Source organism: Bradyrhizobium sp. AUGA SZCCT0105, assembly GCF_018129565.1.
GTDB lineage: Bacteria > Pseudomonadota > Alphaproteobacteria > Rhizobiales > Xanthobacteraceae > Bradyrhizobium.
In genome coordinates, this window is the sequence record NZ_JAFCMK010000004.1 from 464,071 (window position 1) to 475,915 (window position 11,845).

Genomic DNA, 11,845 nt, shown 5'->3' on the forward strand with positions numbered 1-11,845 from the left:
CTCTCGAAGGCCGAGGCGCGGTCCTCTCCGATCCGCTGCGTCTGAGCGAGTACGGCGGCGGGGCCGCTGCCGCTTCCTTACCGGCTATGCCGCCAGCGCCATGAAGCGTGCGACGTCCTGCGGCCCGAGCTGTACCCGAGTCTGACTGCGCAATGTCGCGATGCCGAGGGTGCGGAGATCCTCGTTGAAGTCCCCGAGCTGTGGAGAGATCACGATCGCCTCGATCCCGGCCGCGTTCGCCCGTTCGATCAGGCTGTCACGCGCACCATCGCCTGCCGGATCGTCATCGCGCAGGATGTAGAGCCGCCGCAGCGTGTCCGGGAACAGGATGGCGGCGAGATGTGCCGCGGAGAGCGCCGCCACCATCGGCATGTTGGGCACGACCTGGCGGATTGAAAGGACCGTCTCGATGCCTTCGCCGGCTGCCATCACTTCGCCACCAGCGCCAAAGCGGACCGCGTTGCCGAGGAGATCGCCCATCGCCCGGCGCGGGGTTTCGAATGGCGCCTTGTCGTGGCGTCGTGAGTCGAGCCAGGTGCGATGCGCCCCGGTGATCATGCCGTCGAGGTCAGTGACAGCGGCGATCATGGCCGGCCAAGTCTCGGTCGGCGCATGCTCGTCCGGGCGATAATAGCAGTGCGGGTGGAAATACAGATTTCCGGCTCCACGGAGATCCGTAATGCCGCGTTGCCGGAGATACGCCGCGACGATTGTGCCCGCAATCGGCTGCGACATGCGGATGAGGCGCCGTGCGGCTTCGGGCGATCCATGTGGTGCGGGCGCCAGCGGCTGGAAGGCGGAGGGTTCCGGCGCTGGTGGTGGCATGCTGAGGAAGAGCCGAGCCTCGTCGGCGACATCCTTGAAGTCGATGAGGCCGCAGCTCTCGCGGATGACGTCGAGGAGGTCTCCATGCTCGCCGGTAGCGGCGTCAGTCCATTTCCCGGCGGGGCCTTTGGGCGAGTCCTTGAGCCGGACGTACATCGAGCGGCCCTTAGTGTTACGGGCGTCGCCCACCTGCCAGTAGTTGCCCTGACGGTGGCCATTGCTGAGATAATGGCGGCACACCGCCTCGGCCTGTCGGCCGAGACGTTGCGCGAGATCGGATGCGTCGAGACGGGCCATCACGCTGCCTCCCGCTCGCCGACGCGCTGGATCGGGTAGGTGCCGATCAGCTTGCCGATGATGGTCGCGCCGTCCGCGCCGACGGGCACGAAGAAGCGGAGCTTCCACGAGATGATCTCGCTGAAGAGGCCAAAGGCGCGCAGGCGCTCGCGCATCGCGTCGGTGAAGCCGGAGAGTTCGATGCGATCGGCGCCCATGACGCGCACGCGACGGAGTTGGAGGCCTTCGGCGAGATCGAGGATTGTCTTGCCCTCGATGAGCGCGGCATAGGCATGGTCGGCGGACAGGTTCGTCGTTCCGACTGTCGTGGCGTTGGCGACCCATGCGGGCGACACGCGGCGGCCGATGATCCGTTCCCCGTCATCGGTCTGGAGCCGATAGACACGGCTCGACTCGTTGGGCAGCCGCTTCCAGATCGGCAGCAGCAGGCCAGCGACGATGTGGATCGTGGAATCGGAATAGGCTGGCACCTCCGCGATCTCGGCGTTCCAGGCGGCGGTGAACTCGGCGCGACTGGCGGCGATCCAATGGCTTTCGTCCATCATGCGGATGGAGGCGTGATGCTGCTCCATCGGCCGGATCAGCCGCACGCGGCGTTCGATCTCCCCGTCGTCGAGCATCAGCGAAGGCGCTGGAAGCTGAACCGCGGCGCGGTGGGAGCGCTCGTTGACCAGCAACTTGGCGACCGGATCGTCGAGCCAAGCCATCGCCTCCTCGGCGGTCATCGGCCGGTTGCGCTCGCGCTGTTGGATGGTCAGCAGGCTGGTTTCCGCGCCGGTGCCGGGATGGGTGTAGATGGTCTGGCGATCGGTGACGACGAAGCTCTCCGCGCGCAGCGTCTCCAGTCCGATGTCGTAGATGCCGGCGGCGATCGCGCCCTCGACCTTGGCGGTCAGAAGCTGCTCGAAGGCGGCGAACAGGACGTCCTGCAGGTCGATGGTGAGCGCGAGCAGGCGGTTGAGAAAGGTTGTGATCGGCGGGAGCTCGTCCTTGATGCCGTTGTCGTCCATCAGCTTCAGGCCGGTCGTGTCCTCGAACCGCTGGAGCGAGCACCCTTCGATCTTGCCGCGGACGATCAGGATGTAGAGCTGGCGAAGCGCATCGCGCGCATAGTGGCTCTCCAGATTGTCCTCGGGTCGGAACAGGCCCTGGCCGCCGGTCTGGCGCTGTCCGCGCGTGATCGCGCCCAGCGTGTCGAGCCGGCGCGCGATGGTCGATAGGAAGCGCTTCTCCGCCTTCACATTGGTCGCGATCGGACGGAAGAGCGGCGGCTGCGCCTGGTTGGTGCGGTGGGTGCGGCCGAGGCCTTGGATCGCGGCGTCGGCTTTCCAGCCCGGCTCAAGCAGATAGTGGACGCGAAGCCGCGTGTTCCGTGCCGACAGCTCCGCATGGTAGCTGCGGCCCGTACCGCCGGCATCGCTGAACACGAGCACGCGCTTCATGTCGTCCATGAAGGCCTGGGTCTCGGCGAGATTGGCGGACGCCGCGCGGGTCTCGACCACAAGGCGCTGTCCCTTGCGCACGATACGACGCGAGCGGCCGGTGACTTCGGCCACCACGTCCGCGCCGAAATGCTGGACGATCTGGTCGAGCGCGCCCGGCACCGGCGGAAGGCTCGCGAGTTTCTCGATCAGCTCGGTGCGGCGGGCGACCGCCTCGCGGCTCTCGACCGGCTGGCCGTCGCGAAAGACCGGACGCGAGGACATATTGCCCTCGCCGTCGCTGAAGGGCTCGTAGAGCTGCACCGGGAAGGAATGGGCGAGATAATCGAGGACATATTCGCGGGGCGTGATGTCGACGCGAATGTCATTCCACTCCTCGGTCGGAACTTCGGCCAAGCGCCGTTCCATCAGCGCCTCGCCGGTCGAGACGATCTGGATGACCGCGGAATGCCCGGCCTCCAGGTCCGCCGCGATCGAGCGGATCAACGTCGGCGTCTTCATCGATGTTAGCAGATGACCGAAGAAACGCTGCTTGGCGCTTTCGAAGGCGGAGCGCGCGGCGGATTTGGCCTGGCGGTTCAACGTCCCGGTCGAGCCGGTGATGTTGGCCGCCTGCATGGCCGCATCGAGATGGTTGTGGATGATGGCGAAGGCGCCGGCATAAGCATCGTAGATGCGCCGCTGCTCGGCGGTCAGCTCGTGCTCGACCAGCTCATATTCGACGCCGTCGAACGACAGCGATCGGGCGGTGTAGAGGCCGAGCGCGCGAAGGTCGCGGGCAAGCACCTCCATCGCCGCGACGCCGCCGGCCTCGATCGCCTCGACAAACTCGGCGCGGGTCGAGAAGGGAAAATCGTCGCCACCCCACAGACCGAGGCGCTGCGCGTAGGCAAGGTTCTGGACCGTGGTGGCGCCGGTGGCGGAGACATAGACGACGCGGGCATTGGGCAAGGCGTGCTGCAGGCGAAGCCCCGCGCGCCCTTGCTGCGAGGGCGTGACATCGCCCCGTTCTCCCTTGCCGCCGCCAGCGTTCTGCATCGCGTGCGCCTCGTCGAAAATGATCACTCCGTCGAAATCGGAGCCCAACCATTCGACGATCTGCTTGACCCGCGAAACCTTCTCGCCGCGGTCGTCGGAACGCAGCGTGGCATAGGTTGTAAATAGGACGCCTTCCGGCAGAGCGATCGGCTTGCCCCGCGGGAAGCGCGAGAGCGGCGTGACCAGCAGGCGCTCCATGCCGAGTGCGGACCAGTCGCGCTGCGCATCCTCAATCAGCTTGTCGGATTTGGAGATCCAGACCGCCTTGCGCCGGCCCTGCATCCAGTTGTCGAGCACGATGCTGGCCGACTCGCGCCCCTTTCCGACGCCGGTGCCGTCGCCGATGAAGAAGCCGCGGCGGAAGCGGACGACGCCGTTTGCATCATCGGCGGCGGCCGCCACGACATCGAAAGTGTCGTCGATGGTCCAGGAACCTGCGAGAAAATCGGAATGGGCTTCGCCCGCGAAGATCAGGGTTTCGAGCTGGGAGTCTGAGAGCGAGTCCATGATGGTCGCTGGCAGCGTCGGCCGATAGCTCGGCTTGGGCGGGGCGACCGAGGCCATGGCGGCGGATTGCACGAGCTTGGTGGGATGGGCCTGAGAGCCGGGAATACGGATCGTCTGCAATCCGTATTGCTCGTAGATCGCGTCGCTGAGGCGGGCGCCCTCGGCCGGGGTCCAGTCGACGGTCTCATAGGCGAGCGGCACGCCCTCGGGATCGGCGAGGCCCACGCGGGTCGCCGATGTCGCCGCGGTGCGCGCGAGATAGCCGCGAACGGTGCGCGGCGTGGCGCCGGTCGGCATGACCTGAACAGCAGGCGCGACAGCCAGGCGCGGCGGCACATGCTCGGCGATCCACGTCATCAGCGTGGCGATGTCGGGAGCGGTGCCGGGGGACGCCGGAAATGCGGATGGCTCGTCGGCCGGGATCTTGTCGATCACGGTCAGCCGGGTTTCGACGGTCGTGCCGTGCTTGGCATAGACTGAGCCATGGACGGCGGCGGTGAACACGACGCGGCCCCTCTCCTGCAGGCGGACGAAGGCGTCGCGCCAGGCCGGTATGTCGGGGCCGAAATTCGCGCCGGTGATCGCGACCAGGCGCCCGCCATCGGCGAGCCGCGCGAGCGCGGATGCGAGATGGCGATAGGCTGCGTCGGCGACACGCCCCTCGACATTGGCGAGGACCGAGAATGGCGGGTTCATCACCACGATTGTTGGGACGGTCGCCGGGTCGAGATGATCGTCGATCTGGGCTGCGTCGAAGCGGGTCACGGGAATGGCCGGAAAGAGGGAGGAGATGAGTGCGGCCCGGGTTTCGGCGAGTTCGTTGAGGACAAGCGTGCCGCCGGCGATCTCGGCGAGGATGGCGAGCAGGCCGGTGCCGGCCGATGGTTCGAGCACGCGATCGGCGGGTGTGATGGCGGCCGCAGTGATCGCGGCCAGGCCGAGCGGGATCGGCGTCGAGAATTGCTGGAAGGCCTGCGCCTCCTCGGAGCGGCGCGTGTGGGTGGGCAGAAGTCCCGCGATCTTGCCGAACAGAGGAACCGCCGCAGCCGGAGACCCGGCTTTGCGCAAAAGCGCCTTTCCGTATTTGCGGAGCATGAGGACGGTTGCGGCTTCGCAGGCGTCATAGGCGTCCTTCCAGTCCCAGGCGCCGGCAGTATCGGACGCGCCGAAGGCGGTCTCCATGGCGGTGCGCAAGACCGCGGCGTCGATGCGCTCGCCGCGCTCGATGTGAGGAAGGAGGAGAAGTGCCGCGGCATGGATGGCGGCAGCGTCGGTCGGCTGATCGGCGGCGGTCGGCAGCGCCGCCGCAAGGGTGTGAGCATTCATGGGAGACGTCCTCGGGAGAGCGGAGCGGGAAAGCCCGCCGGCGCTCTCTCTCGGACCGGACGGGCTCAAACCCGTCCCGGCCTTCCTCTCGCTCTCAAGGGGCGCGGCCCGGCCGCGCCATCAAGCGACAGACAATGGTCTCGATGATGTCAGGCACCATCGCCGCCATCGATCACCTCGGCGAGCCAACCGTTGGTATAGATCCACGCCACAGTTTCGCCGGTCGCGAGATCGAGGACATGCGCGCCGCCACCGAAGCCATCGAGACGCGGCCGGGAGCAGGTGTTGGCGTACTGAAAGCCCCATCGGCCGGTGAGGTGGAATTCGGCGGCGCAGCGTATGACGAACTGGATCAGCCGTTCGGGATCGCCGGTGACATCGTCGCGCATCCAGAGTTTGGAGCCGCCATGCTCGGGCTGGATGGACAGGAGGAAGCCATCGGACGGCGGTTCCTCGGATGCTCCGTCCTCGGACAGTTGGTTGTAGAGATCGAGCGCGCGGGCTGCGGTCTCGGGCGTGCCGACATCGAGCAGGCATGAGAAATGGGTGAAATAGTCGGCCATGAGGCCACTCCCGGAGAGCAGGGAACGGGAGAGCCGGCAGGCGCTCTCTCCTCCATGTCCGGCTCGCCACGTCCGGGCCAAACTCTCCCTCTCGATCGGCGCGCATGAAAAAAGCCCGACGCCCCCGAAGGGACGCCGGGCTCGTCAAGTCAGATGAGGACCGCCGTCACTCCGCGGCGGCGAGGTGCCGTTCCTCCTCATCATCGGTGTTGGTCTCCTCGTCATCGCCGTCGAGGAAGTCCGGCAACGCCTCGTCGCCCTCGCCAGAGTCCGCCTCGGTGCTTTCGGCATCGGCGCCGGAATTGCGCAGCGGTTCGGGCAGCCAGCCCGTCTCGGCGAGGAGACGTTCGGCTTCGGTCGCCATGTCGCCCTTCTTCAGATGTGCGATGAGTTGGGCGGCGCGCTCGCCGGCGCCTTCACGCACCGCTTCGAGGATGCGGGGCTTGGTGACGCGGCCGAGATAGTTGGCGACGGTCGGCCGCCACCCGGCTTCGGCCATGTCGAGCCCGACCGCCAGCGACAGGCGATCGGCTTCGGCGATGCGCTGTTCGACACTATGCGCCGAGACACGGCCACCGTAGCGATCGGCCCGCTCATAAAGCGCATTGACGCCGAACGAAGCGCAATGGGCGAAGAGTTCGGCCTGTTCGGGGCCAGTCAGTGCGGCCAGCCCATCCCAGAGATCAGCGACTTTGGCCGGGAGCCGTTTGCGCCAGCTATCGTGCCGGGCCTCGATCGCCTTGGCATAGACGCTGTCACGAAGCCCTTCGGGCTGCGAATGGAAGGTCGTGCCCCGCACGCTGACCTCCATCGCGAAGCCGTACTGGCTGCCGCCGTAGAACACGTCCTGGCAGAACTTGTGCAGGACGGCGACGAAGGCGACCGAGGGATCGGTGGCGAGCTTGTCGCGGAGCGCGAGGGTGCGATCGGCGGTCAGCTCCGTGATCAGTCGATCGGGGAGCGGCTTGATCGTGTCGTCCTCGTCCTCCTCCTCGGGCTCGGCAGGTTTGCCGCAGATGGTGATGACCGCGCGCTGGACCGAAGGCGACGCCGGATAGTCAGCGTCATCGTCGCCGCCATCCTGCTCTTCACCCTCGCCATCGCCCGCCTGGTTGGCGATCTCGTCCTCGGGTCGGACATAGCCGCGGTCGATCGACAGCGTGCCGTCGGCGTCCAGGCTGACGAAGACCCCGGCGATCGCGATGTCGGCGGGTTCGTAGTGGACCGGCCGCTCGTCGAAGCTGGCGAGCGCGGTTTCGATTTCGCCAAGGCGCTGATCGATCTCGTCCGGCAACTCGTCGGCGTTCTCATATTCGGCCTCCAGCTTGGCGCACTCGGCGTTGAGCGCCTCGATGGTCGCCTGTTCGTCAGCCGTCAGGTCGAGCGGCGTGCCCACGATCTCGCGCAGGCCGTGGGTGGCGCCATAGGGGAAGCTCATCGCCACCTCGATCCATTTCCAGCCTTCGCCGGCGATCGCTTCGGCGGAGGCTTTCAGCTTGTCGGCGACCAGGCGATCGAGCAGCGCAGGATCCTGCAGCCAGCCGCCGTCGTCATCCTGGAAGAGATCGCGCAGCACGCAGCCGCCGTTGGTTTCATAGGCATCGATGCCGACGAATACGGCCCGCTTGTCGGATGCGCGGACGGCGGTCTCGGTCAGCATGCGCCGGATCTGGTAGGGTTCCCTCTGCCAGCTATTGCGAACCGACTCCCAGACCTGCTCCTGACGCGCATGATCGTTGGTGACGGTGAAGGCCATGAGCTGTTCGAGCGTGATGCCGTCCTCGGCATAGATATCGAGCAATGACGGCGAGACGGCCGCGAGGCGAAGCCGCTGCTTCACGACCTGGACGGACGCGAAGAATGCAGCCGCAATCGCCTCCTCGGTCATGCCCTTCTCGCGCATCGCCTGGAACGCGCGGAACTGGTCGAGAGGATGCAGCGGGGCGCGTTCGATATTCTCGGCCAGCGACACCTCGTCGACGAGGATGTCGGCATTGGCGTCCGACACCACGCACGGCACCTTGGAGGTCTTGGTGAGGCGCTTCTGCTTGACGAGGAGCTGCAGCGCGCGGAAGCGACGCCCGCCCGCCGGCACTTCGTACATGCCGGTTTCCTGGCCGTCGGCATCGAGCACCGGCCGGACGTGGAGGGACTGGATGAGACCGCGCCGGGTGATCGACTCGGCCAGCTCGTCGATCGAGACGCCAGCCTTGACGCGGCGGACGTTCGACTGGCTCAGCACCAGCTTGTTGAAGGGGATGTCCTGCGCCGACGACAGGGTGATCTTCTGAATGGCAGTTGCCATGAGACTTACTCCGCGACGGGCGCCGAAAGCCTCTCTCTCGACCCTAAACCCGTCACGAAGCGAAGCACCGCCCTCTCACTCTAGGAGGGCAGCGACACCATCAAACGCCATCGGTAAGGTCACTGCCAGAACCGGCGATGATCCCGCGCCAGTCCTTCGTATTCGCCCATGACGGCTTGATGCCGCCCTAGAAATTCGAGCGCGGTTCGATGCCGAGGAAGCGGATCATGTTGTCGGGCGCGACGAAGTTGACACCCGAACCCAAGCTGCGGTCGCCTGTTGCGACGAGGCGGCGGAAAATCGCTACCTTGTCAGGATGCATGGGGGCGCCGCCCCACACAGCGTCCTGTACATATCGCGCGATGAAACCGGCGAGGACGTCGGCGACCTGAATGCCGATAGCATCGTGCGATCGCTGGAATTGCAGGTCGGCCGCCTGCGAGAATTCGAAGTCGGCCGTCTGCAGGGGCAATTTCACGCCAAGCTGCGCCAGGTCCTCTGCGAGCTTCTTGTTGTGCAGAAGAATGTCTCCGAACTGCAATTGCTCGTCGTGGAACAGCGTCACGCCGGAAACCTGCTTTCGCGCGAAGCGATTGATCCGGGCGTAGATGTTGGTGAACGATGTCAGGTTCGGCAGAACCCAGAGCAGCTTCCCGGCGGGATTCTTGTCGGGAATCGGTAATGCCCGCTCGACGGCCTTGGCTTTCGGCAGCTTGCGGAAGTCCTTCAAGCTGTCGCGCGCAAAACGGATGATCCCCGCCGCCACGTCAGTAGGCGGAACTCCGCTTCCCTGCGCCCACCGAATTATTTGCTTGTAAAGTTCGCGTATTTCCGCGTGGTCTCTGCTTTGGCAACATGCGGCAAAGGCGTGAGCCAGCTCGGGAGGTGCATATAGCGCCATGTAGTTCGCCATAACGCCCTTCATCCAAAGGGCGCCAGGTTGAGTGTCACATTCCCCCACATAGGGCACCACCATTCGCTCGATGATGTTCACGACAACGAAGAAGTGCTTGTCGACAAGCTCGATAAAGATTGGGGCGCGGCGCGTCTCAAGGAGGTCCAGAAGATCAAAGATGAAGCGCGGCTTGTCATAAGCCTGTTTTGATTTGAGCTCCGACGACTGGATGCGGTGCGCCTTTTTTAGTGCGCCCAATTTATCGGTGAAGTCCTGGTCGAGCGTGCAGCCGAATGCAGCCAAGGCGAACATGCGCTGTTCGACGAAGTAGGAGTCGATTTTGACCGTGCTCAGGTCGCCGGTATTGCCGCTTTCATCGATGTAATATTCCGCAGGCGCCTGCTCTAGCATTCTGTATCCAGTCGCTCGTTTGGCGATTGTGCTCCATGCCGCACCACTGAATAGGTGACCTGGATCTGGGCCACAAGACAGCCCGGAAACAGTATGGCTAGGGGACGCAAAGCCGGAGACACGGACAACCGCATCTCCGGCATTGCGGGGATCAGGCGGCGCGATCGAGCAGCTTCTTGGCCTTGCCTTCGAGCTCGAGCCGCGCGTCCTGGTGGGGCTTGTCGCGCGCGACGGCGGTGATGCCCTGGACGAAATCGAAGATGCTTTCCGGCGGGCGGCCTTCCTCGGCCAGCACCGCGTCGATGATTTTGCCCGTCTCGGCTTTCGAGAAGCCGCGGCGGCGCAGGAATTCGGTGCGCTCTTCGTCCTTGTGCGCGACGATGCGTTCGCGCGCCGCCTTGATGCCGGTGATGAACGGCTGCGGTGAGGAGTCCGCGAAGCTGAGCAAGGCCGGCGCCGCCTCATGGGCGAAGCGCGAAGCGGCGTATTTGGAATGGCGGATGGAGATCTCCTCGAAATCTTCGACGCCCCACAAATTGCGATTCTGGCACACGGCCCTGAGATAGAAGGACGCGATACCAAGGGTCTTGGCGCCCACTTCGCTGTTCCAGGCATAGAAGCCCCTGAAATAGAGATCGGGCGATCCATCCGCGAGCTTGCCGGCTTCGATCGGATTCAGATCGTCGACGAGGAAAAGGAAGACGTCGCGATCGGAAGCGTAGAGCGTCGTGGTGTCCTTGGTGATGTCGACGCGCGGATTATAGACGCCGGTCGACCAGTCGAGGACACCGGGCACTTTCCAACGGGTGTCGCCGGTGCCGTTGCCGGCGATGCGCTGCACGGCTTCGACCAGCTCGTGGTCGTAGATCCGGCCGTAGTCGGGGCCGGTCACGGCGCGCAGCTCGACGCGGCCGTCGTCGGTCTCGAGGGTCTTGATCTGCTCGGCGCGGTGGGCGGTCAGCCCATATTGCAGGTTGATGCCGGCGAGCGCGGCGGGGAGCTGCCGCAGATAGGCGGCCGGCGCGCCGACCTGGCTCGCGAGCTGACCGAAACTCCAGTGCGTCGGAGCGATGGGCTTGTCGGCGCCTGGTAGGATCAGGGCAAGCCGTTCGGGATCGGTGCGGCTGGCTTCGACATGGATAAGCGCGGATTCGACAACGCGCGTTCGGCTGCGCTCGGTGCGCTCGCGGACGGTCCGGCCGAGTTCGGCGAGCGAGAGATAGCGCTCGTCGTCGGGTCGCGAGAACCACTCCGAGGAAACCCGACCGATGCGCTCGCCGCGGTTGATGTCCACCTTCCAGCCGCCACTCACGTCGCGCCGGGCATCGAGAACCTGCATGTTCATGGGATCAAACTCCATGACGGGCGCCGGAAGACTCTCTCCCGACCCTCAACCCGTCACGGAAATCCGGTCCACACTCTCACTCTAATGAGGGCGTTGCGGGGTCTCCCCGCAGAAGGGGTCGGCCGAGACCCTGGGCTCGGCCGCAGGGGAAGGCTTTCCCCTCCAGGCCCCCTCTCAATCGCTGGCCCTTCCAGTCGGTTTGGGGGAGATTGAAAACTGTCAGAAAACCGCATATATTTCTGACAGGAGAAGTGCCGTGCAACGACTGACCGAACAGATTCTGGCGCACACCGAGGGCTTGCCCGAGGGCGCTCCGATCGCGGCGAAGAGCCTGCTCCATCTCGGCAATCGCGCCGCGGTGGATCAAGCCTTGTCGCGACTGGCTGAACGTGGCCGGCTGATGCGTGCCGGGCGCGGCGTCTATCTGCGCCCGGTTTCGAGTCGGTTCGGCGTCCGCGCGCCCTCCGTCGAGAAGGCCGTCGAAGCCCTCGCGCTCCAGCGCGGCGAAACCATCGTGTCGAACGGTGCCGCGGCCGCTAACGCGCTCGGCCTCACGACACAGGTGCCGGTCCGGTCGGTCTATCTGACATCGGGCCGTAGCCGGACGATGAATCTGGGCCAGCAGGTCGTCGAGCTGCGGCATGCGCCGCGCTGGCAGTTGGCGCTGGCCGATCGGCCCGCCGGACAGGCGGTGCGAGCGCTCGCCTGGCTGGGGCCGGAAAAGGCAGAAGCCGCCTTGATGACGTTGAAGCGCAAGTTGCCGTCTTCCACGTTCGGCGAACTCGTCGCGGTCGCGCCCCAGCTACCGAGCTGGCTCGCCAGGACGGTCGGCAAAGTTGCATACGGCCGAAGGAGCCATTCTCAGGTGGGCGGCCTACCTATTTAGATTGT

General features: G+C 65.6%; 7 protein-coding genes. 1 reads left to right on the forward strand and 6 read right to left on the reverse strand.

Annotated elements, in window-relative coordinates; genetic code table 11:
* Positions 1-84: 84 nt before the first annotated feature.
* The 6 genes from JQ573_RS21815 to JQ573_RS21840 form a co-directional block, all read right to left on the reverse strand.
* On the reverse strand, positions 85-1,122 hold the full coding sequence (locus JQ573_RS21815; RefSeq protein ID WP_006022617.1) for a toprim domain-containing protein: 1,038 nt from the start codon (positions 1,120-1,122) through the stop codon (positions 85-87).
* On the reverse strand, positions 1,122-5,435 hold the full coding sequence (locus JQ573_RS21820) for a strawberry notch family protein (RefSeq protein WP_006022618.1): 4,314 nt from the start codon (positions 5,433-5,435) through the stop codon (positions 1,122-1,124). Before JQ573_RS21820 ends, JQ573_RS21815 begins: the two co-directional genes overlap by 1 nt.
* Positions 5,436-5,584: 149 nt before the next feature.
* Positions 5,585-5,998, reverse strand: coding sequence for a hypothetical protein (locus tag JQ573_RS21825; protein ID WP_006022619.1), 414 nt, complete (start codon positions 5,996-5,998; stop codon positions 5,585-5,587).
* Between the two features lie 166 nt (positions 5,999-6,164).
* Complete coding sequence (locus tag JQ573_RS21830; protein ID WP_006022620.1) at positions 6,165-8,303, reverse strand: ParB/RepB/Spo0J family partition protein; 2,139 nt, start codon at positions 8,301-8,303, stop codon at positions 6,165-6,167.
* A 187-nt stretch (positions 8,304-8,490) separates the two neighbouring features.
* Entirely contained in the window at positions 8,491-9,609 is a 1,119-nt protein-coding gene (locus JQ573_RS21835; protein WP_212312149.1) for a DUF3800 domain-containing protein, read from the reverse strand.
* Between the two features lie 151 nt (positions 9,610-9,760).
* Positions 9,761-10,954 (reverse strand): hypothetical protein, encoded by a 1,194-nt coding sequence (locus JQ573_RS21840; protein ID WP_024338475.1) that lies wholly within the window; start codon positions 10,952-10,954, stop codon positions 9,761-9,763.
* A gap of 256 nt (positions 10,955-11,210) precedes the next feature.
* Between JQ573_RS21840 and JQ573_RS21845 the strand changes: the two genes are divergently transcribed.
* The gene (locus JQ573_RS21845) at positions 11,211-11,840 is read left to right on the forward strand and encodes a DUF6088 family protein (RefSeq protein WP_006023614.1); all 630 of its coding nucleotides are present in this window, start codon (positions 11,211-11,213) and stop codon (positions 11,838-11,840) included.
* The last annotated feature ends 5 nt before the right edge of the window (positions 11,841-11,845 follow it).

What these genes read in the sequence shown, in the direction of transcription:
- JQ573_RS21830 (WP_006022620.1), bottom strand. Translation starts at nt 8,303, where the DNA reads ATGGCAACTGCCATTCAGAAGATCACCCTGTCGTCGGCGCAGGACATC.
- JQ573_RS21840 (WP_024338475.1), bottom strand. Translation starts at nt 10,954, where the DNA reads ATGAACATGCAGGTTCTCGATGCCCGGCGCGACGTGAGTGGCGGCTGG.
- JQ573_RS21825 (WP_006022619.1), bottom strand. Translation starts at nt 5,998, where the DNA reads ATGGCCGACTATTTCACCCATTTCTCATGCCTGCTCGATGTCGGCACG.
- JQ573_RS21820 (WP_006022618.1), bottom strand. Translation starts at nt 5,435, where the DNA reads ATGAATGCTCACACCCTTGCGGCGGCGCTGCCGACCGCCGCCGATCAG.
- JQ573_RS21815 (WP_006022617.1), bottom strand. Translation starts at nt 1,122, where the DNA reads ATGGCCCGTCTCGACGCATCCGATCTCGCGCAACGTCTCGGCCGACAG.
- JQ573_RS21835 (WP_212312149.1), bottom strand. Translation starts at nt 9,609, where the DNA reads ATGCTAGAGCAGGCGCCTGCGGAATATTACATCGATGAAAGCGGCAAT.